The sequence below is a fragment of the Lactococcus taiwanensis genome, from assembly GCF_017068355.1.
Taxonomy (GTDB): Bacteria; Bacillota; Bacilli; order Lactobacillales; family Streptococcaceae; genus Lactococcus; species Lactococcus taiwanensis.
Genome location: NZ_CP070872.1, coordinates 799,145 through 820,397, shown reverse-complemented (window position 1 = coordinate 820,397; position 21,253 = coordinate 799,145). Strand labels below are relative to the sequence as shown.

Genomic DNA, 21,253 nt, shown 5'->3' with positions numbered 1-21,253 from the left:
ACATCAATTTTGCTCACGTCAGCTGAACATTTACTAAAACTTTAGCGATAATAAGGTTAACATGATAAATCTCACAGTCTATCATCGCACCAATACGGGTCTCCCCGATTACTTTTGGATAAATTTCAAGTACATTATCAATACCAGCTGCCCCCAGCATATGCATATCAATTGATTCAATAATAATATTTCGTTTGCGTCGCTTACTAAAGACGCGATGGACCACATGGCTAATCAACTCAGAAAAAACGCCAGTAGCCACAGTCCCCACGCTATTAATCATAAAGGGTTCGATAGTTATTGTATAAGCCGTTCCCTTTTCAGCCAATCCATCTGCGATATTGTCACTGAACGTGTGCGCCACTTGACTCTCTTCTTGAGCTTTTTGAAGACTTTGTAAGACATCTGACTTGGTAATAATCCCAGCATAAGTATGATTTTCATAGACCACGGGCATCATATCATACCCTTCATAAATCATCTTTTGAGAAACGCTTGCCACAGTCATATTTGCTTTAGCGACATTTGCTCGCGTCATCACCTTATTTAACAAGGTATCATTTTTTCTATTTGTCACATCACGCATCGCAACCACACCGACTACGACATTGTAACGATTAACGACCGCAAAACGGCTATCATTTGTTTTTTTCACAAGATCTAAGAAATCTTTAACCGTATTTTCCTCACGTAACGTTGCTCGTTTTTGATGGAACACATCGCCCACTGTAATCACATCTTTTTTGATGAGCTCATTTGAAAGGGCGTGACTAATCCGGTTGGCGACTGTAAAGGTGTCGTAACTTGTGCGCATGAGTGGTATGCCCAACTCATTCGCATAGTCAATCACCTCCTGATTGACCTCAAAACCACCAGTGACCAGGACAGCATTCCGTTCTCGCAAAGCCAAGCTTTGGATTTCTTTTCGATCACCGACGATAACTAAACCATTGGGAGAGAGATAACGTTTGAAAGAAGCACGTTCCATGGCACTAATGATAAAACGACTAAACTCAACCTCTAATCCTTCTAACCCTCCTAACACCTCCGCGTTCGCCACCTCGGTAATCTTGCCAAAGGTCAGCCGATGGGCGATTTTTTGCCCTTTAGCTGCAACACGAACAGTTCCAGAACGATCATTTACGGCAACTAAACCTTGATTTTCTGCTTCTTTTATCGCTCGATAAGCGGTACCATCAGCTACTTTCATGCGATTGGCGATTCCACGGACACTGACCTGCCGTCCGATTTCCAATCCTTCAATATAATTTAATATTTCCTCATGTTTTGACATCGTTCTAATGCGCTCTTTTCACTAACTTTTCTTGAGACCAGTTCGCAGATGAGGCTTCATATTTTTCAAAGTCCCGAATCTTCCCTGTATAAGGGCTTGCTGCTTTAAAATTCCCCATCAACTGGTAACCAACTTTTTGCGCCACTCTTTTAGAGGGAGCGTTGGTTTGATCAATTTTCAGTGTCACGTTTTTTAAACCAAATTCTTCTAAACTAAATGCTGTGAGCGTGGCTAAAGCTTCCGTTAAATAACCTTGATTCCAGTAAGCTTGATTAAGAACATAACCTATCTCTGCACATTGTTTTTTCTCAGAAAGGGAGACAAAGTGAATGTCTCCTATTAGTTTATTTTCTTTTTTCAACTGAATTGCCCATTTTCCTAATGGGGCCTTCATGAGTTCAGTTGCAAGGATATACTGCGTCTCTTCTAAAGAAAAATGGGGAGCAAAGACGTATTGGAGATTTTCTGGTTGACTCGTATACTCATACATTGCTTTTGCATCCTCAAACCTGAAAGGACGTAAAAGAAGCCTTGACGTCTCGAGTTCTGTAAAAGCTGCAAGTTTGACAATAATATTCATCGAATCTATCTTTCTACTCATCTGTGTCTCATTATACCAAATTCTTGCCTAAAACCACTACCACAAGTTAAAAGAAAAGAGTCTCTTTTATCTGACAAGCTCTTGCCTGTGTTATAATTCTTAGTGGTATTATAAAAATGAACTATAAGAAAATAAAATTAAACTTAGAAAATCCGTTGTCTTTTTGGTCTCACTTCTCAGGTGAGGAGCGTTTCTATTGGTATGATCGTCAGAAAGAACAACTCATTATTGGTGCAGAACGCTTATGCGCCGTTAAAAATCAAACCAACGAATATCCCTATCTCTTTCACACACAGTCCTTTTTTGAAGGAGAAATGAGAGCACCTTGGCAAAACATGGGAGGCGAAACTCTTGCTTTCAAGCATTATTACGTTAAAACAAGTCATGAATCCCTTTATCTCACCTGTACTGAGCCGGTCACTATTGAACCTAAAAAAGTATTAGAAGTGACTCATTCCCTCACACAAAAGGAAGATGATTTTGAAGATTGGGCCAGACTCTTTAATCAGATTCAAGAAAGTTTTAAAGCGGGAGAAAGTCAAAAAATCGTAGCTTCACGGGAAATTGACTTCACCTCTTCACAAGATTTTTGCATAGAAAGCATCCTTCACAAACTTAGTAAGAATAATCCAAATTGCTTTATTTTTGCCTACCAAAAAGGAGAAAAGACCTTTCTAGGTGCCTCACCAGAGGTCTTGGTTCAAAAAGCCGATGATGAGATTTTAAGCTATGCCTTAGCTGGTACCATCTCCAAAACGGAAATCAATGCCGCTGAGCGTTTACTTAATGACCCGAAAAACCAATTTGAACATCATATTGTGATTGATAAAATAAAAGCTCAACTTCTCAAAAAGACATCACAAGTAACAGTTGAGGAGACAGGACTCATGGAACTAAAAAATGTTTATCACCTGAGAACCCTCCTGCATGCTAAGGATCATAGCACCTCACTTACTGAATGGGGAGTGCACCTTCATCCTACGCCAGCATTGGGCGGAGAGCCAAGTGACTATGCGCTCAATTTCTTACGCCACCATGAGCATCACGAACGTGGTCTGTATGCCGCCCCGTTAGGGATTATTGACGGCCAGGGCAACGGAACCCTCGTAGTGGGGATCCGTTCAGCGTTGATTGAGGGAAAAACTTTACGTGCGTATGTTGGATGTGGAATTGTTCCTTACTCTGATGTTCGTGACGAGTTTAATGAAACCAAAGTCAAGTTAAAAACAATTTTAGAAGCTTTATAATAGATTAGAAAAGGATGTCCTTCATGACCAATGAATATTTAGCCCCTTTTGTTGATGAGTTGTTCAGACTAGGGGTCCGAGAAGCAGTGTTTAGTCCTGGTTCACGCTCTACAGCTTTAGCTATGCTTTTTGAAGAGTACAAAAAATACGACACCTATGTCAATATTGACGAGCGATCCGCCGCGTTTTTTGCTCTAGGTATTGCTAAAGCTCAACAACGCCCTGTCGTACTCGTTTGTACCTCGGGTTCTGCCGCAGCACACCATTTCCCAGCTGTGACTGAAGCAAAAATGAGTCGGATTCCTCTGATTATTTTAACCGCTGATCGTCCTAGCGAATTACAATTCGTGGGTGCGCCACAGACCGTTGATCAAACGCGTTTTTTTGGTACCTTCGTCAACCATTTCGAGATGTTGGAGGCTCCCCAAGAAACCCACTACTGGACCTATCCACGAAAAGTTGCACAACGGGCAGTACTAGCAGCGATTGACCATCTTGCAGGGCCTGTCCAGATCAATATCCCCTTACGGGATCCTTTAGTTCCTGCCTTACTTCCTGAAAATTATACTTATGGACGTAGCAGCCATCCTTTTCAGATAGCTCGAGGAAGGATGAGTGCTAGCATTAATCCTGCGCTTATCGGGGAGCGCACACTTATTTTGGCTGGTCCAAATATTGAGACCTCTGCTCATGAAGCACTGCTCCAGCTTTCTGAAAAGCTTAACGCTCCTTTATTGGCGGATCCACTATCCAACATGAGAAATTACGGCCACCCTCATATTATGGATAGCTATGATGCTTTTTTGAGTAATGTTCAACTGAAAAAAGAATTGAAACCTGATCTTATCTTTTTATTTGGTCAGATGAATGTTTCAAAGCGACTCCAACAGTTCATTGCCCTCCATGAAGATGTTCCTTTTATCCAAGTAGATCCTGCACTTGATTATCGTAACCCTTCGCAGACCACTTCTTATATGGTTCAAAGTGACATTAAAAATTTTGTAACCTCTTTAACTGTTACAAATGCTCAGACTGATTATCTAGACAGATGGCAAGCCGCCCAACACAAGATGCGACAACAACTTGATTTGGTGGCAGCAGAAAACCAACCATTTGAAGGTCATTTTGTACAGAAGTTGCAAACCTTAATGCCTGAAAACGGTCAATTGCTCGTTGCTAATAGTATGGAAATTCGTGATGTGGATTATTGGTGGAAAAAAGAGGATTCTGAGGTAACCCTTTATGGCAATCGTGGGGTCAATGGGATTGATGGGACCGAATCAACAGCACTTGGTTTATCAACTACTGGGCGTCCTACCGTTCTTCTTACAGGGGATTTATCCATGCTCCATGACCTGAATGGTCTGATTATTGGGAAAACCCATAAGCTCAATTTAACCATTGTTTTATTTAACAATGATGGAGGAGGAATTTTTCATCATTTGGCCCAAAAAGGCGTTCCTCATTTTGACTATCTCTTCTCTACTCCTCATGGACTTGACTTTGCTGGTTTAGCCCCTTTAACTGGTCTTGATTACCACGAAATTAAAGGCGATTTAGACTTTGAGAAATGTTTGATTCAAGCGGTGAATACACCAGGTATGCACGTCCTTGAGATCAAAACTAATAAAGCGTTAAGCCTTGCGCTTCATCAAAAATATACTGAATATGAAATTTGAAAGACGTAACCTTAATATAGAAGGGATCAACTATGCTGTGCGTATTCACGGAAAAGGCAAGCCTCTTATCGCTTTGCATGGTTTCTCCGAATCCTCAGAAACGTGGGATTTATTGGACTTACCGGGCTATCAGATATTCGCAATCGATCTTTTGGGGCATGGTCAAACAGATAAGCCCAGAGCACGTGAGCCCTATCGGATTCTCCCCCTCCTTCACGCGCTCGATTTGCTGATTAAAGCACTTATTGGTGATCAATCCTTTGTTTTACTCGGTTATTCGATGGGAGGAAGGCTCGCCTTACGCTATTGTCTTACTTATCCACAAGCTTCGGTAAGCAGTTTAATCTTGGAATCGACAGGTCCTGGCCTAAATAGTGCCAAAGAACGTGACGATCGTCGCAAAGCTGATGAAAAATTAGCTGAAAATATCATGGAAAAAGGACCAATCTGGTTCGCTGATTTTTGGGGAAATCTTGGACTTTTCAGCTCACAGAAGCACCTTTCTGAGTCCCTCCAAGCTCAAATATGGCAACGACGTGCGTCGAACTCACCTCACGCTTTAGCAAATACCTTAGCCGGTACAGGGCAAGGTGAACTCACTTCAGTGGCAGACCAAATCGATATCCTCCCGTACAAGCTTCTCTATCTCTCAGGTGATTTGGATAAAAAATATACACAATTAGGTGCAGAAGTTTTCGCCCCTTATCAAAATGTTCAAGTCATCACGGTACCGGATTGTGGTCATAACATCCATTTAGAAAACATTGCCCTTTATAACCACATTGTAAGGGAATTTTTAACGGGCCACTGAGCCTTTATGATATAATGAAAAAATACGATTGATTGAGGGGTGTGACCTATTGAGGACAAAATCTTAGTGCTGGCAATAATTAATTTATCCCGCCAATAAGCCCTCTTTAGCACTGACAGCTCGGTCAGTTCTACTTTGAAACAAGCCTTTCTTTCTGTCTTGTTTCACTAATTAACTATTGATGAGCCTGTTTTATTTCAAGCTCTGTTTAAAGGAGAATCATGTCAAAATTTAACTGGGTTGCTCTCAACCGTAACTACGAAGATATTATTTATGAAACTTATGATGGCATTGCTAAAATTACCATCAATCGTCCTGAAGTCCGCAATGCCTTCCGCCCTAAAACCGTCGTTGAAATGATTGACGCTTTTAGTGTCGCTCGTGATGATACTAACATCGGCGTGATTATTTTGACCGGTGCAAATCATGGAAAAGGTGAAGATAAAGAAGCCTTTTGTTCTGGTGGAGACCAAAAGGTACGTGGAAATGGTGGCTATGTTGGTGAAGACCAAATTCCTCGTTTGAACGTTTTAGATTTGCAACATTTGATTCGGATTACACCAAAACCTGTCATTGCTATGGTAAATGGTTTTGCCATTGGTGGAGGTCACGTGTTACATATTGTTTGTGATTTGACGATCGCTTCTGAAAATGCAAAATTTGGGCAAACTGGTCCACGTGTTGGTTCTTTTGATGCGGGTTATGGTGCTGGTTTACTTGCCGCTATGGTTGGTCAAAAGAAAGCCCGTGAAATCTGGTTCCTCTGCCGTCAATATACTGCCCAAGAAGCAATGGACATGGGAATGGTTAATACTGTTGTTCCATTTGACCGTCTTGAAGAAGAAACGGTTCAATGGGCCCAAGAAATGCTTGCCCTCTCACCAATGGCGCTTCGTATGCTCAAAGGGTCAATGAATGCTGCAACTGATGGACTTGCTGGACTGCAACAATTTGCAGGAGACGCAACACTCATGTTCTATACGACGGATGAAGCCAAAGAAGGACGCGATGCGTTCAAAGAAAAACGCAAACCTGATTTTGATCAATTTCCAAAATTCCCATAAAAATTTCCCAAATTGCTGACAAAGCGTCTTTTTGACGCTTTTTGTGATTTAAAAGTTACTGACAGGATTTCTGTCAGTAAAAAAAGAGCCAGAAAGGAGAAAATTGAGTTCGCTCACAGCTTAAATAATGAAATGGTTAAAAAAACAGGCGGAACTTTATCCCCAAAAACACTTTTTAAATGACTATACCTTTGCCCAAATCAATCAGGAAGTCAACAAGATGGCGGAACATTTGGCTCCTCTTATTGACAATCAATCACGGGTTGCCCTCCTTTCAGAAAACTCTGTTGAAATGGCAGTCGTTTTGTTTGCCTTGCTCGGTTTGTCAAAAGAAGTTCTTCTTTTGAATACACATCTAACCACATACGAACTGGCTGAGCAAGTCAAGGAACTCGAGATTGAGACAGTCTTCACATCGGATTCACTGACAGAAAAAGTTGCTGACAGCATTTCTTTTTCGGAAATTTGGACTAGTAACCCTTGCCCTGTAAGTCTGTCAGCAGATTTTCCTGATGAAAAAATTGCCGTCATCATGAACACTTCCGCCACTACCGGAAAATTTAAATCTGTCCCTATTACTTGGGGCATGATTTCAAATCACGTCAAAGCCTCAAAGGAAACACTTGGGGCTTATGACAATGATAATTGGCTGGTCATCTTACCCATGTTTCATGTCTCTGGACTTTCCATTATCATGCGTACTTTATATAATGCAACATCAGCGACCATCATTGATAAATTTGATGAAAACCAACTTCTTGAAATGGTCAATTCTGGGAAAATCAACATGGTTTCACTCGTCCCAACCCTCCTTACAAGAATTGCTGAAAAATTGCATAGCAATAACTTACGTTTAATTCTACTTGGTGGTGAATTTATTCCCCAACCTTTAATCAAAAAATGCCAAGAATTAGGGCTTCCTATCTACAAAACTTATGGCATGACTGAAAGTTTTTCACAATCTGTCACTTTTAATATTTTAGATTTCCCTGATAAAACAAGCTCTGTCGGGCGACCTTTACCAGGTGTTGAAATTGAGATTCGTCAAGCTGACCTTGCTGGCGTTGGTGAAATTTGGTTAAAATCTCCGATGTTGATGAAAGCTTACCTCGGCCAAAAGCCTTACGGCACTGCTTTTGAAACTGGCGATATCGGTTACCTTGATGCGGACGGTTTTCTCTATCTGCTCAATCGCAGAAAAGATATCATTATTTCTGGCGGTGAAAATATTTACCCCAAAGAAATCGAAGATTTAGTTTATTCTCTTCCTGAAATCAAGGAATGTGCACTTGTTGCTAAGCCAGATGCCAAGTGGGGACAAGTGCCAATTCTCTTTGTTTCGGGCAATATTTACCAAGAAAAATTAGAAAACTTTCTCACTGAAAAACTGGCAAAATACAAACGCCCCCAAACCATCACTTTCATGGATGAATTGCCCAAAAATGCGTCTGGAAAAATCTTAAGAAAAGAGCTTAAAGGATGAGAATTGAAAAAATTACAATGTTTCACGTTCAACTCCCTATGAAATTTAATTTTAAGACCGCAAAAGGTGCCTTAAATCTCCGCGATACCATTATTATAAAAGTTGAAAGCCCTAACGGACTTTCGGGATTTGGTGAAGTTGTTGCTTTCACGACTCCTTTTTATACTTCAGAAACTTTTGCTGATTCTTGGAAAATCTTGGAAGAAACTTACCTGCCAGAAATTTTGCAAAAAGAATTCTCACACCCTTTTGAAATACATGAATTTTTTAGAAATCCCTTACCAATGGCACTGGCCGGACTAGAAAATGCCCTTCTAGATTTGTATTTTAAAGAAAGAAATAAAAATTTGATTGCTGGACTTTTTCAAGAAAAATTAGCTGATAAAATCCCACGTGGTGCGGTGCTTGGACAAATGTCTGACGAGCAAACCATTAAGGAAATTGACCAACTTATTAACAGTGGCGTCAAAAGAATTAAATTAAAAATTAGTCCACAAATTGGGACTGATTTGATTAAAAAGCTGGTAAAAAGATATCCACAAATTACATTTGCTCTTGATGCCAATCGAAGTTTTCAACTGACAGACTGGCCAGTCATCAAAGCGCTAGACGAACTTGGCCTAGCTTGTATCGAAGAACCTTTTTATATCAAAGATTTATCCGAATTAAAATTACTGACAGAGCTGTCAGTGAACTTTTCAACACCCCTTTGCTTTGACGAATCCGTTCAAGATTTGGAAAGTCTAAAAATACTGACAGAACTTCCTTTTCAAACGATGCTCAATGTAAAAATAGGTCGTTTAGGTGGACTTTATCAAACGCAAAAAGCCATCGAATTTTGCAGACAGCATCAGATTGGCTTTTGGATTGGCAGTATGGTTGAGTCTGGTATCTCAAAGATACTCCATGTCCAACTCGCCGCGCTTTCTGGAAATGCGATGGCCGGTGATTTATCCGATTCTAAGCATTATTTTGACCAAGACCTCATTCAACCAGAAATTGCCTTTCCAAACGGTTGGATGACCGTCCCGACTGGCGTTGGCATTGGTCTGTCCGTTAATGACGTCGCGCTAGATCGCTACACTGTAAATAAATTGAGCTTGACCTCTTTGAAATGAACGAAAAAAATAAAAGCTGGAACCTGCACAAGTGCAGAACCACATTTTTCCTATTTTTTCATCATTTCATGACAGTCGGTCTCACATCTTATTAAGGAGATTTTCCAATGAACATGATTGACCAACTCAATATCACAGATTTTCAACTTTTTACTGACGAGAATGCTGACAGTTCTGTCAGTAACAGCTATAAGTTCTCAAGTAAAATGATCCTCAGTGCTTTTCATGCTCAACCGCACGGCTTTTTAAATGGAGGTGCAAGTCTTGCCCTCGCTGAAATCACAGCTGGTATGGCCAGTAATACCATCGGCTCTGGTCAATATTTTGCCCTTGGTCAAAGCATTAACGCCAATCATCTCAACCCCAAAAAATGCGAAGGTTTCGTAAATGCCCGCGGTCTTCTCCTCAAAAACGGCAAACGCAACCATGTCTGGGAAATCAAAATCACTGACGAAAATGAAAAGCTCATCTCTCAAATCACAGTGGTCAATGCCCTTGTGCCTATAAAAAAACTCTGACAGATCTGTCAGAGCTTTTTTATAGCAATAAGTAACGCTTATGAATTATGCTGTTTCTTTCGATTCTTGATCAGAACAACTCCCAAAACTATAATGAGTAGTGCAACGACAATACTTAAACAGAGAATCAATAATTTTTGATCAGAGGCAGCTTGTTTTTGCCGCATTGTCTCATTAGTTCGTGCGAGTGCTTTAAGTTCTGCTTCACTGTAAGAGAAGGTATAGGTCTTTTTTTCACCATGAATAGTTGTGGTAAAAGTATACTTCCCAGAGATCAATTCTTGGTTTTTGAGTGGAAGATAAAAAGGTGTTTTTGTATATGGTGTTAAAACAACCTGATGATCTAAGCTTCCCTGTGCAATTACCTCTTGCTTTGGATTTTGAAGTTGATAAGTTCCTTCATCTGCATAGATTAGTTTCCCATTAGGATTTGTATTTTCATAGTTAAATCTTAATTTTTCACCACGAGTTATGAATTGAAAATTACTGTATGTCTGTGGCTCAAGCTCACTTATTTCATCGCCTTTTAAGCGTACAACGATGACTTGCTGATAGACTTGCTCTGTCTTTACCGCTTCCTTTTGTTGCGCTGTTTTAAAACTTTGTACAACGTTGATTCCCCCGAGCATTTCTCCTTGAAAAGACTGGGGGATTTTAATTTTAACTTGAAGTTTCTTTTCCTCGTGCGCTTTTAGCACTACAGAGTCACTCAGTTTTTTTTGATCCATGGAGAGTTCAACATATTGTGCTAACTGATAGCTCTTGTTAATAAGTTGATCACTCTCCCCTTCTTCATAGCTGATTGTTTTATCTTTAGAAATGGCCTGCGAGGTGAAAGCCTGCATTTCTACTACTTCATCCCTATGGTTGACTACTTTTGCTTCAAATTCATACGTTTGACCAGGCTTTGGAGCAAAAATAATGTCCTTCTTGGAACTTGAGACTTTATTATCCTGCAAAGTAACGCTGAGAGATGAACTACTCTGAGCATTTACCGCTAGTGGCTTTCCCCAACACATTCCAGCACAGACGAATAATAAACACACTCTCCAAAAAGAGTGTGTTGTGAGCAGATTAAGAAAACGTTTTTCTCTAACCGCAGCCATAACATCAAGACTCCGGTGTCTGAGGAGTTACCTCTGTTGCCGTTACTGTCACCTTATAATCATCTTTTGCTTCATTATCGTAGAGCAAGGGATCTAAATTTACAGTTACTTTGGCATCCGTTTGAGTTGCACTCGTCCCTTGTTGCGCAGTTAAGGTGTAGCCTGCATTCTCCTCACTGATAGTAAGACCAGCCCCACTCGCAGTAACACTTACTTCTACAGTCGTTTCTCCAAAGCTTCGATTTTCAAGACTTCCAGTAGGCAGTGGGAGTTCTTCTGTCAAAGTATTGGCACTACCTGCCTGATCAAATGTAATATCAGAAAAATTCAGATTGAGAGGACTGACAGCACCAAAATTAAATGTCGCCTCTCCTTCTATAGCGGTCACAGCAACATCTGTGCTCGTGGGTTCAATCGTGTTCGCCTTTACGGTTGAGAAGCTAAGCGCAGTGGCAGTGAGAGTTAAGATGGTAACAAGTGTGATTTTTTTCATGTTATCTCCTTTTTTTCTAATGATAATCTTATTATAGCAAAATAAAGCTCTCCAAAATTGAATATAAGAAAACAATAAAATCAAAACAATCACATTTTGATTTTATAAAGATTTCTAATGTTAAACTACATTTTAATTTAATATAATTGCCTACGCTTTTTAATAACAGTCCTTGGACAAAAAATTTCAAAAAAAAAGAGCACATAAGCCCCATACTTAGTGCTGCTACCGTCAGGTCCTGACACGCTTCGTAAGAAACTTATTGCTCCGAAAACTATTATAACACAATTTATTTTTTTCGTCTATTTTTAAAGAAATCTTGCATGATTTTTGCACACTCGTCTTCTAAAATCCCCGATTCTACTTGGACGCGATGGTTCAGTCGCTTGTCTTCTAAAATCTGATAGAGACTGACTGTTCCTCCAAATTTAGGATTTGTCGCCCCAAAGTAGACTTGTGGAATCCGCGCTAACCCAATTGCTCCGGCACACATGACACAAGGTTCAATGGTGACAAAGAGGGCGCAATCAAGGAGTCGCCAATTTCCCACTGCCTGATTTGCTGCTTCAATCGCACAAACTTCAGCATGATGGGTCGCCCGGCCATCAAGCTCTCGCCTATTGAAATCACGCGCAATAATTTCGCCGTCTTTAACAATGACAACTCCAATAGGAACCTCCTCATTTTCAGCTGCTTTCTGCGCTTCTTTGAGTGCTTCCTTCATAAAAAATTCTTTTTCTTCTTCTGTAAAAACTTGCATCATTAGAGCTGCCATTTTTTATGCGGAACTGCTAAATCAGTAATGACAGCATCCCCCGCTGCTTCTTTTGCTTCTGTCAGTAAAATATCCAAATCACCAAATTGTGGCAGATGAGTCAAAATTAATTTTTTAACCTTTGCATCCTTAGCAATTTGACCGGCTTCAATGGATGATAAGTGATTAGGCATTTTTGCTTTATCTTTAAAGAAATAAACATCAGCAAGAAGAAGGTCAGCCTCTTTGGCAAAGTCAGTCAATTCATCAAAATAACCCGTATCTCCAGTATAAATCAAAACTTGTCCCGTTCTGCGTTCAACAATGCGCATGGCATAATTCACCACAGGATGAACTGTTTTTAGAAAAGTAATATCAAAAGGACCAACTTTTGTTCCATTTTCGACATCATAAAGATGACCTTCAGAAACCTTATCCAAAGTTAATTTAGAAAATTCATATTCATTTTCCCCATGGCCATAAATAGGCAACATCATTCCATCCCAACCATCTTGACCCAATGGATAAAGCTGACGATATTGGCGAAGAGCCCCCAAATCTGCAATATGGTCTTCATGATAATGACTCAAAATAACTGCATCAAGTTGAGTTGGTTGCAATTCATGTTCAAGTTCTGTCACCGCGCGTGAGCCACAATCTAAAAGCAGGTTAAAACCTGATTCTGATTGTAAAAGATAAGAGGTTGTTCCGGCATCACGCGTAGGATAGCCGCCCCAAACACCTAGTGCTGTTAATTTCATATTTTTTCTCGCTTTCTTTATTTTTGCTTAAGTCTATTATAACAAAGCAAAGCTCATTTCGCTTATGCGCCATTTAATCTTTACTGACAAACAAAAAAAGTGGTAGCATCCACCACTTTTCTCTTATTTCCAAATTTCATCCACAATCTTTTTAATATGTGCTAATTTAGCCCATTCTTCTTCTTCAGTCAAATCGTTTCCTTCTTCTGTAGAAGCAAAACCACATTGTGTTGAAAGTGCCAGATTTTCAAGTGGAATCGATTCAAGCGCCTCGTCTAAGCGAGCTTTAATGTCTTCATACTTTTCAAGTTCTGGATGTTTAGAAGTGAAAAGTCCTAACACAAGCAAGACATCTTTTCTTTGATTCCAAATTTCTGCTAAGGGAGCAAAAGAACCTGAGCGAGCATCATCGTATTCTAAAAAGAAAGTATCATAATTAAGCTGACCCAAGTATTTTGCCACAGGCTCATAAGAACCCTCAAATAAATAAGTTGATTTGAAATTCCCTCGACAAATATGAGTTGAAACTCTCAAGTCCTCAGGTAAATCCTTCAAGAGTTGATTAACAAGATAGACAATGTCTTCACACATCTTCACATATTTTTCATGATTTTCTGGATCATCTAATAATCTGGCAATAAGATAAGCCCAAGTCGTATCGTCCAGTTGAATATAACGCGCACCCAATTCATAAAAATGGAGCAAAGTTTCATGATAAGCTTGAGCCAGATCATCTAAGAATTCTTCCCAACTTCCATAAAATTCTGGCCAACGGTCTGAACGACCATCACGATTTGGAATTAACGAAGGGGAAGGAATAGTTACTTTAGGTTCAACACCTGGTGGGAGGATAGATTTAAGAAATTCAAAATCCTCAAAAAAGGGATGGTTCGGATTATAAGCAACTTTTGAAGTCAATTCAATATTTGTAGTGCGGGTTTTTGCCCCGTGAAACTTGTAAGAATCAGTTTGCTCATATTTGCCCACTCCGTTAAGCCCCCAGAGAAAGTCTAAATGCCACCATGAACGGTTAAATTCACCATCTGTTACTGAAGTTAGTCCAACTGCCACTTCTTTTTTTACAAGTTTTTCAATGGCTTCATGTTGTACCGTCTTGTAGTCAGCAAGTGAAAGTTGATTCGCTTCGTATTGATTACGCGCAGTCTTAAGTTCTTGAGGACGAAGAAAGCTTCCCACGTGATCAAAATGTGAACGATTTTTTGTCATAAACTCTACCTAGATTCTATATTATTTCTTTCTTATTATTCTATCAAACTCTCCTCAAGGTTGGTCTTCATATTTTTTAATGATGCAATGCAAATATTTTATGCAAAAAAGTCCAGCTTATGGACTTTTTTAACTAAGTTTTTTTAACTAAGTATAGTGTGCTTCTAAAGCCATTGGATCAAGGAGGTGGATTTTTTTCCCCTGCCGTTCAATACACTGGGCCATCTCAAGCCCTTTGAATTTGCGTGAAAGTGTTTCTGGTGTAGTCCCAAGGAGATTAGCTAAGTCCTTCATCTTCATCGGGAGAACAAAATTTAAACTTTCAGTAGCTTTTGCAAGTTGTAAAAGGTAGTGAGCAAGGCGGTTTTCGATACTTTCCATGACCAAATACGCAGCTTGTTGCTCTGTTTGTTCAGCTTTTTGAGCATTGATTTCTAAAAGTTTTAAGCTCAGTGCGGGGTTATTCATAAGCAATTCTTTAAAAGCTTCGCTTTTTACAAAACAAACCACGCTATCTTTTATCACCTCACCAAACATATTTTCATTGACAACACCAAAAAGCGCAGCTTCTCCTTCGTAACCGCCAGGCTCTATCACTCGCAGAAGTTGCTCTTTACCGCTTGCGGAAAGCCGATAGATTTTTAAAGCGCCTTTGGCTACAATGACCAAACGGGGTGCTTGGACTGGCGATAAGACAAGCTCTCCCTTCTGAAAGCGCTGGTGCTGAACCACTTGCTCTACTTTCGCAAGTTCCTCTGGTGCGAGTTGACTGAAAAGAGGAACCTGTGTGATACAATGATGTTCTTGCACTTTTTATTCATCTCCCATCCTTTTTGTCATTACTGACAGGCTGGTCAGTAACTTTTACCTTATTATAAATCATTTATTGGGTTAAAAACTTGATGATTATCAAGTTTTTAAATTATCATACTTCAAATCGCATAATCAGATAAGCCGCACCAATCAAGATGGTCGAGCCAAGCATTGTCCAGCTACCAAACCAATTTCCCGCTAAGGTGGCGATAATGGCCCCCAAAAAGAAAATTCCAATCAACAACACATAAATTCCTGCAGAGCGTAGTTTTTCTTGATCCTTGGTTAAAAAATACTGAGCAAGATTAGCCGACATTGATTTCATATTTCCCGTCATGAAGATACTCCCGTAGGCGCGACCATGTACTTTTGTAAAGGCATCATATTGAATTGCCATAAAGAAACTAAAAAGTCCTACATAGACGGACACAGGAAGTTGCAATCCTAACCCATAAGCAATAGCAAAAGTAGTCACTCCTAACCATTGAATGAGTAAGAGATAGGTGGCATCAAAACGGTGACGTTTCATCAAATAATGGGAGTAAAAGCCTCGAGTCATAACCCCTAAAACAAAGAAAATCATTGGAATTACAAAATTCCAAAAACGAGGAAAATTTCCTTGAGCAATGTTAATTCCCGCTTGTATTAAATTTCCTGACTGCGCTCCTATAAAACGATCATCAAAATGGAAAAATGAGAAACCATCCATAAAACCTGCATTTAATGCAAAGAGCAATGCGATGCGCATTTTTTCCTTAACTTGTTTATCCATAGCTAAAATTATAACAAAAAAACGCCGTCTGACGAATTTTATCCGTTTTCATCACTTTTTGACAGACCATTTACTGACAGAGCTGTCAGTAAATTTAACGCTACTTTTCCATGAAGAGGGTTCTTACACAGGCTGTCAGCGCTTATTTTTTAGTCTTTTATTCCATCTAAAGCCTAGCTAAGCCATTTTCTTTGCAATATAGTGGCCATAGTTTATAATAATGTTAAGTAAACGCGTACATGTTCAGTTCTCGAGCTTTCTCAAATCATTAAATAATCCAAAGCTTTTACGCTATAATAAAAGAGAGAAAAGTGGAGCAACTAGAGGAGACGGAGGATTTTTCAATGAATGGTTATAAACAGCAATATACTTGTTTAAAGTGTGCTAACCACACTTTTGAACAGGACCAATTTCAAGCTACAGGTGGGGACTTTTCTAAGTTTTTTAATGTTCAAAATAAGAAATACATTACTATTTCTTGTGCCCAGTGTGGTTATACGGAGCTTTATAAAGCCCAAACCAGCACAGGAATGAATATTCTAGATTTTCTATTAAATGGCTGATTTCAAAAAAATAAGACCTTGGTCTTATTTTTATTTAAGGAATTTAAGGTATAATTAAAATACACACATTTTAGAAAAGAGAATTATTTATGGCAGTTTTGGAGCTAAAAAATATCCGAAAATCTTATTTCCTCGGAAAAGAAGAGTTTCCCGTCTTAAAAGGAATTGACCTGGAGTTTGAGCGGGGAGATTTCGTTAGCCTTCTTGGAGAATCCGGGGGCGGGAAATCAACCCTCATGAACATCATCGGTGGTCTGGATCGTAAATACGAAGGGGATGTTATCGTTGATGGCATTGCTCAAAAAACAAAAAAAGAAAAAGATATGGATGCCTATCGGCGTGATACGATTGGTTTCATCTTCCAATCGTTTAACTTAGTGAGTTATTTGAGCGTTTTAGACAACATCTTAATCAGCCTGAAAATGACAAATCTTTCAGATAAAGAACGTCATGCACGCGCTATTGAGTTGACCAAACAAGTTGGGCTTTATGAGCATCGTAAGAAAAATCCTTCGCAACTCTCTGGTGGGCAAAAACAACGGGTCGCTATTGCGCGAGCTTTAGCCTCTGACCCTGAGATTATTTTAGCCGACGAACCTACAGGTGCCTTAGACTCACAGAATACTAAAGAAGTCCTCGCTTTACTCCGTGAAATTGCTCAATCGGGTAAAACGGTAATCGTTGTCACTCACTCTCAAGAAGTTGCTGACTATGGGACACGTATCATTCGCCTAGCAGATGGACAAATTACAGGGGATGAGCGGCTAAAACCAGCTTATCCAGTCGAAAGTCACGAACGTGTCCAATCTAAAGCATTGACTTATCGTGATACTTTCCGCACCGCCTTCAAACACTTTACGCACTCTTGGAAAATTAACTTGTTAATTGCACTAGGCACAGCGATTGGACTCTTCTCCGTCATTTTCTTCTTAGGTTTAGGGAATGGTGCAACCAAATATATGAATGACACGATCAGTTCAAATGTTAACCCTAATGTCGTGACCGTATTCAAGCGTACCACTACGGATAATAAACTCAGTAACGAACAGGCGCTCCAGCAAAGTCAACAAGAACTTGGGACTTCTACTGGAAACCTTGATAATGATCACCTCAATAAACTCAAGAACATTGATCATGTCAAAAAAGTAGAACCTACTTATTCACTTTCAGGAATGAGTAGTCTCAAATACAATGATAAAACAAAAGCTGGTTTATTCACACTTGATACTTGGACTGAGTCGAATATCAACGACGAATATGCCGCTGGGGCTAAGCCTAAAGATGGTGAAATTGCTCTCCATACTGCCGATGCAAAAGCCCTCAATGCGGATTATAAATCCCTGGTTGGGAAAACAGTTAATTTCACATTCCAAGCTAAAACAAGTAATGGTACAGCAGTTCAAGTCAGCAAAGACTTTAAAATTTCTGGTATTTTAAAAGACCCTGAAAATGCTGCTGGCTCAAGTTCTTCTAGCAGTGTAATTGCAACTTACAATACGATTAAAGCTTCCTTGTCTGCCGTAGATGCTGACACAAATGCTACTTATGCCGTTGTTACAGCAGATAAAGTTGACAATGTTAAAGGCGTTATCTCTGATATCCAAGCGCTTAAAGTGGATGGAAACAAAGCATTTGTCACTTTTAGTACAACTTCAATTCTCGATTTGGTAACCAATATTACTAACATCGTCAGCTATGTTCTTGCTGCTATCGCAGGGATTAGCTTGATTGTCTCTATTTTCATGATTGTTGTCACAACTTACATGAGCGTTGCTGAACGTACCAAAGAAATCGGGGTTATCCGTGCACTTGGTGGTCGTAAGAAAGATATTTCTCGTCTTTTTACTTCTGAGAGCCTGATTCTTGGCGTATCCTCAGCAGCAATTGCCATTGTCCTCGCTTATGCAGGCCAAGCGCTTATCAATAAAGCCCTTGAAAGTTTCCTTGATGGTGCAAATATTGTCCAAATCTCGACAGGAAATGTAATTTTTGCCATCATTGTTGCCATCTTGATTGCGTTACTTGCAAGCCTTGCTCCTAGTGGACGTGCTGCTCGCTTAAATACTATTGAAGCACTCTCTGCTGAGTAAATTCAATCCAACTACTGATCATTTGGTCAGTTCAATTTAACACCCGATGAGTTCACTCATCAGTAAAAAATAGACCTTGCCCGCTGACAAAGCCTATTTTTTATATTACTTTGTCCCTCTTTCAGCTTATGTTACAATAAAAATAACAGACGATCAAAAAGGAGCAAGAATGCAAGAAATAATTATCCAAGTCATGAACCAATTTGGCTACTTCGGTGTCGCTTTTCTCATCATGGTTGAAAATATCTTTCCACCAATTCCCTCAGAAGTAATTTTGACTTTTGGTGGCTTCATGACGACTTATAGTGAACTTGGGATCATCGGAATGATCATCGCTGCAACCATTGGCTCAGTACTCGGAGCTTTAATTCTCTACTTTGTTGGCCGCCTCTTGAGTGTTGAACGCTTAGAAACACTTGTTTCAGGTAAGTTAGGAAGAATCCTTCGCTTAAAAGCAGGGGATATCCAAAAGGCTGAGCAATGGTTTCTGAAAAGAGGGAATGCCACTATCTTCTTTTGCCGCTTCATTCCCTTAATTCGCAGTTTAATCTCAGTTCCCGCTGGTAGTGCTAAAATGAAACTCCCTATTTTCCTCTTTTTAACTACTTTGGGAACATTGATTTGGAATATCGTTCTAGTCTCACTTGGAGCTGTTTTAGGAGATAATTGGGAGAATTTAGCAACGATAATTGATACCTACTCTACAGTAACTGTGGTTATCTTGGGTGTCGTTTTCCTTGCAGGGCTTCTCATTTTTATCAAAAAACGCTTTTATCCTTCCCCAACAACCAAAGTAAAAAAACGCTAAGTAGCGTTTTTTATTTTACCTCTTTTTTTATAGCGTAAGGCTTATAAAAAAACCGGTCTAATAACATCAGGTTACGAGACGCGGTTCTTATCTTTTATTATGCAGTTGTCAACTGCTCAGCAACATAGGATGCATAGAGTGGATGGTCTTCCACGAGTTCTTGATGCTTTCCTGAACCAGTTACTTTTCCTTTTTCAATGAAGTATATACAATCTGCATCTACAATTGTAGAAAGACGATGAGCTATTACTAACGTTGTCCGTCCTTTCATTAGACTATCCAAAGCACGTTGTACCATTGCTTCTGATTCACTGTCTAGACTTGCTGTCGCTTCATCGAGCATTAATATTTTAGGGTCGCGTAAGAAAGCTCGCGCAATGGCTAAACGTTGTCGTTGTCCGCCTGATATCTTAACACCTCTCTCTCCCACTTGAGTATCAAGCTGTTCAGGCATATTTTCCACAAAAGCCCGCGCATAAGCTAAATCTAGCACTTGCCAAAGTTGTTCATCACTATAATGTCCAGTTAGCCCATAAGTCAAATTTTCTCGAATCGTCCCTGCCATAATCGCCGAATCTTGCGAGACAAAACCAATTTGGCTCCGCCAACTTTCTAGAGAAAGTTCCTCAACAGGTTGTTCCCCTATCGTAATCTCTCCAGCTGTTGGTTGATAAAAACGTTCCAAAAGAGAGAAAATAGTTGATTTACCACCACCCGAAGGACCTGCAAAGGCAATAATGGAATTGGGTTTAGCTTCAAAGCTAATTCCTTGAAGGATCTTTTCAGATTCATCATAGGCGAAATCAACCGCATGAGCTGTTAAAACTTTTCCTTCTAAATCAACAGTCTTGCCTTGATGAAGCACTTCTTGGTCTTCTTCTAATAATTCCGTCAGGCGTGCAGTTGAACCCGAAGCTTTGGCTAATTCTGTAAAGAACGTGGCCACAGTAGGAACTGCACCAATCAAGTTCATCAAATACATCATCATCCCAAGTAGCGTTCCTAGACTCATTACACCCGTTGAGATGAGATAAATCCCATAGGCAAGTAATCCAAAGATCATAAGCATCATGGAAAGCATCATAATAGGAGACATTAGACCATCAAATACGGCTTCACGTATCCCAATTTTATATAAGGCGTTAACATCAGATTCTGCTTTATTTGATGCTTCTTTCTCTGCATTTGAAGCCTTAACCAAGCGAATTTCTGAAAGGGATTCATTAGCAATCCCCTGGAAATTTGCGAGTGAATCTTGACGCGTACGACCAATTTTTTGTCCAAAAGTCATGATGGGAAACATGATCAGCATCACGACAGGTACCGCAATAATCATCGCTAGGGTTAAGCGCCACTGCATTTGAATCATAAAGATTACTGAACCAATCAAAAGCAAGATAGAAGTAAAGGCTTGTGGAATGGCATTAGCAATTAAATTTTTTACCTGCGTTGTATCATTAGCTAACCGAGAAGACATCTCTCCGGTTTTGACTTCATCAAAATATTTAACAGGGAGATGAATCATTTTATCCCAGACACGTGTGCGGAGATTTTTAACGACGGACTCTCCAAAAAATCCTAATACGATAGCAGCTCCTGCAGAAACCAATGCAGAGATAATATAAAGTGCTATAACTACTGCTACTTTACTTCCATCTACACCTTGTGAAAAACTATTCACAAGTGGTTGAACCATCTTGGGGACTTGTAACTGAATAAATGTTCCAATAATCCCAGCAAGGATTCCTATCACAAAAAATAGATAGCGTGGTTTAGCCGCACGGATTAACGCGATAAAATGTTTCATAGATGTTTTATCGACAGCTTTTTTTTCAATGTGTTGATAAGGTTGTGAACCTCTTTCCATTTTTTTACTTCCTTTATTCATTTTCTAGATAAGTCATCAGATTTTTTTAAACAATCTCATATCCTTTTGGCAGCATATGCAAAACATCAAACGTAATTTCTTTTTTTAGATTGCCTTGTTCATCTGCTAACCCTTTATTGGCATCAATAAAATTTACACCCTGGCGTTTGGCGAGCAAAGCTAT

21 protein-coding genes and 1 other RNA gene are annotated in these 21,253 nt (G+C 39.6%); 10 read left to right on the top strand and 12 right to left on the bottom strand.

The features are described 5' to 3' along the window. Positions 1-13: 13 nt before the first annotated feature. Entirely contained in the window at positions 14-1,294 is a 1,281-nt protein-coding gene (locus tag JW886_RS04115; RefSeq protein WP_205872382.1) for a DRTGG domain-containing protein, read from the bottom strand. Positions 1,295-1,298: 4 nt separating this feature from the next. After that, positions 1,299-1,874, bottom strand: coding sequence for a GNAT family N-acetyltransferase (locus JW886_RS04110; protein ID WP_200406881.1), 576 nt, complete (start codon positions 1,872-1,874; stop codon positions 1,299-1,301). A gap of 137 nt (positions 1,875-2,011) precedes the next feature. Here JW886_RS04110 and JW886_RS04105 point away from each other — a divergent pair, with 137 nt between their 5' ends. The 7 genes from JW886_RS04105 (at position 2,012) to JW886_RS04075 (ending at position 9,815) form a co-directional block, all read left to right on the top strand. Next, positions 2,012-3,142, top strand: coding sequence for an isochorismate synthase (locus JW886_RS04105; protein WP_205872381.1), 1,131 nt, complete (start codon positions 2,012-2,014; stop codon positions 3,140-3,142). A gap of 23 nt (positions 3,143-3,165) precedes the next feature. Next, positions 3,166-4,821 carry a 2-succinyl-5-enolpyruvyl-6-hydroxy-3-cyclohexene-1-carboxylic-acid synthase gene (gene menD / locus JW886_RS04100; protein ID WP_205872380.1) on the top strand — a complete coding sequence of 552 codons (1,656 nt, stop codon included), beginning with the start codon at positions 3,166-3,168 and terminating at the stop codon, positions 4,819-4,821. Beyond that, positions 4,811-5,632 (top strand): 2-succinyl-6-hydroxy-2,4-cyclohexadiene-1-carboxylate synthase, encoded by an 822-nt coding sequence (gene menH, locus JW886_RS04095; protein WP_205872379.1) that lies wholly within the window; start codon positions 4,811-4,813, stop codon positions 5,630-5,632. Before menD ends, menH begins: the two co-directional genes overlap by 11 nt. Positions 5,633-5,853: 221 nt before the next feature. Beyond that, positions 5,854-6,696: a 1,4-dihydroxy-2-naphthoyl-CoA synthase gene (gene menB / locus JW886_RS04090; RefSeq protein ID WP_075525075.1), complete on the top strand. Its 843-nt coding sequence runs from the start codon at positions 5,854-5,856 to the stop codon at positions 6,694-6,696. A 127-nt stretch (positions 6,697-6,823) separates the two neighbouring features. Beyond that, positions 6,824-8,179 (top strand): o-succinylbenzoate--CoA ligase, encoded by a 1,356-nt coding sequence (gene menE, locus JW886_RS04085; protein ID WP_205872378.1) that lies wholly within the window; start codon positions 6,824-6,826, stop codon positions 8,177-8,179. Continuing rightward, the gene (gene menC / locus JW886_RS04080; protein ID WP_205872377.1) at positions 8,176-9,297 is read left to right on the top strand and encodes an o-succinylbenzoate synthase; all 1,122 of its coding nucleotides are present in this window, start codon (positions 8,176-8,178) and stop codon (positions 9,295-9,297) included. Before menE ends, menC begins: the two co-directional genes overlap by 4 nt. Positions 9,298-9,404: 107 nt before the next feature. Then, on the top strand, positions 9,405-9,815 hold the full coding sequence (locus JW886_RS04075) for a PaaI family thioesterase (protein ID WP_205872376.1): 411 nt from the start codon (positions 9,405-9,407) through the stop codon (positions 9,813-9,815). Positions 9,816-9,853: 38 nt separating this feature from the next. On the opposite strand, the gene JW886_RS04070 is transcribed toward JW886_RS04075, so the two are convergent. The 8 genes from JW886_RS04070 to JW886_RS04035 form a co-directional block, all read right to left on the bottom strand. After that, on the bottom strand, positions 9,854-10,861 hold the full coding sequence (locus JW886_RS04070; RefSeq protein WP_205872375.1) for a WxL protein peptidoglycan domain-containing protein: 1,008 nt from the start codon (positions 10,859-10,861) through the stop codon (positions 9,854-9,856). 64 nt (positions 10,862-10,925) lie between these two features. Next, positions 10,926-11,414: a hypothetical protein gene (locus JW886_RS04065; RefSeq protein WP_205872374.1), complete on the bottom strand. Its 489-nt coding sequence runs from the start codon at positions 11,412-11,414 to the stop codon at positions 10,926-10,928. A 188-nt stretch (positions 11,415-11,602) separates the two neighbouring features. Further along, an RNA gene (gene ffs / locus JW886_RS04060) (signal recognition particle sRNA small type) lies at positions 11,603-11,688 on the bottom strand. Between the two features lie 15 nt (positions 11,689-11,703). After that, the gene (gene tadA, locus JW886_RS04055) at positions 11,704-12,174 is read right to left on the bottom strand and encodes a tRNA adenosine(34) deaminase TadA (RefSeq protein WP_205272726.1); all 471 of its coding nucleotides are present in this window, start codon (positions 12,172-12,174) and stop codon (positions 11,704-11,706) included. A gap of 2 nt (positions 12,175-12,176) precedes the next feature. Next, positions 12,177-12,929: an MBL fold metallo-hydrolase gene (locus JW886_RS04050; RefSeq protein ID WP_205872373.1), complete on the bottom strand. Its 753-nt coding sequence runs from the start codon at positions 12,927-12,929 to the stop codon at positions 12,177-12,179. Positions 12,930-13,052: 123 nt separating this feature from the next. Beyond that, positions 13,053-14,156: a vitamin B12 independent methionine synthase gene (locus JW886_RS04045; RefSeq protein ID WP_205872372.1), complete on the bottom strand. Its 1,104-nt coding sequence runs from the start codon at positions 14,154-14,156 to the stop codon at positions 13,053-13,055. A 147-nt stretch (positions 14,157-14,303) separates the two neighbouring features. Next, a complete protein-coding gene (locus tag JW886_RS04040) occupies positions 14,304-14,966 on the bottom strand; it encodes a Crp/Fnr family transcriptional regulator (RefSeq protein ID WP_205872371.1) in 663 nt (220 codons plus the stop codon). 115 nt (positions 14,967-15,081) lie between these two features. Continuing rightward, the gene (locus JW886_RS04035; RefSeq protein ID WP_075525084.1) at positions 15,082-15,741 is read right to left on the bottom strand and encodes a YoaK family protein; all 660 of its coding nucleotides are present in this window, start codon (positions 15,739-15,741) and stop codon (positions 15,082-15,084) included. A 344-nt stretch (positions 15,742-16,085) separates the two neighbouring features. Between JW886_RS04035 and JW886_RS04030 the strand changes: the two genes are divergently transcribed. From JW886_RS04030 to JW886_RS04020, 3 genes are all read left to right on the top strand, one after another. Further along, positions 16,086-16,304, top strand: a complete 219-nt coding sequence (locus JW886_RS04030) for a zinc ribbon domain-containing protein (RefSeq protein WP_075525112.1) — start codon at positions 16,086-16,088, stop codon at positions 16,302-16,304. An 89-nt stretch (positions 16,305-16,393) separates the two neighbouring features. After that, positions 16,394-18,394 (top strand): ABC transporter ATP-binding protein/permease, encoded by a 2,001-nt coding sequence (locus JW886_RS04025; RefSeq protein WP_200406589.1) that lies wholly within the window; start codon positions 16,394-16,396, stop codon positions 18,392-18,394. Positions 18,395-18,563: 169 nt separating this feature from the next. Beyond that, positions 18,564-19,202 carry a DedA family protein gene (locus tag JW886_RS04020; RefSeq protein WP_205872370.1) on the top strand — a complete coding sequence of 213 codons (639 nt, stop codon included), beginning with the start codon at positions 18,564-18,566 and terminating at the stop codon, positions 19,200-19,202. 97 nt (positions 19,203-19,299) lie between these two features. On the opposite strand, the gene JW886_RS04015 is transcribed toward JW886_RS04020, so the two are convergent. Next, positions 19,300-21,069, bottom strand: a complete 1,770-nt coding sequence (locus JW886_RS04015) for an ABC transporter ATP-binding protein (protein WP_205872369.1) — start codon at positions 21,067-21,069, stop codon at positions 19,300-19,302. Between the two features lie 46 nt (positions 21,070-21,115). Continuing rightward, complete coding sequence (locus JW886_RS09910) at positions 21,116-21,247, bottom strand: SGNH/GDSL hydrolase family protein (RefSeq protein WP_277395111.1); 132 nt, start codon at positions 21,245-21,247, stop codon at positions 21,116-21,118. Positions 21,248-21,253: the final 6 nt, after the last annotated feature.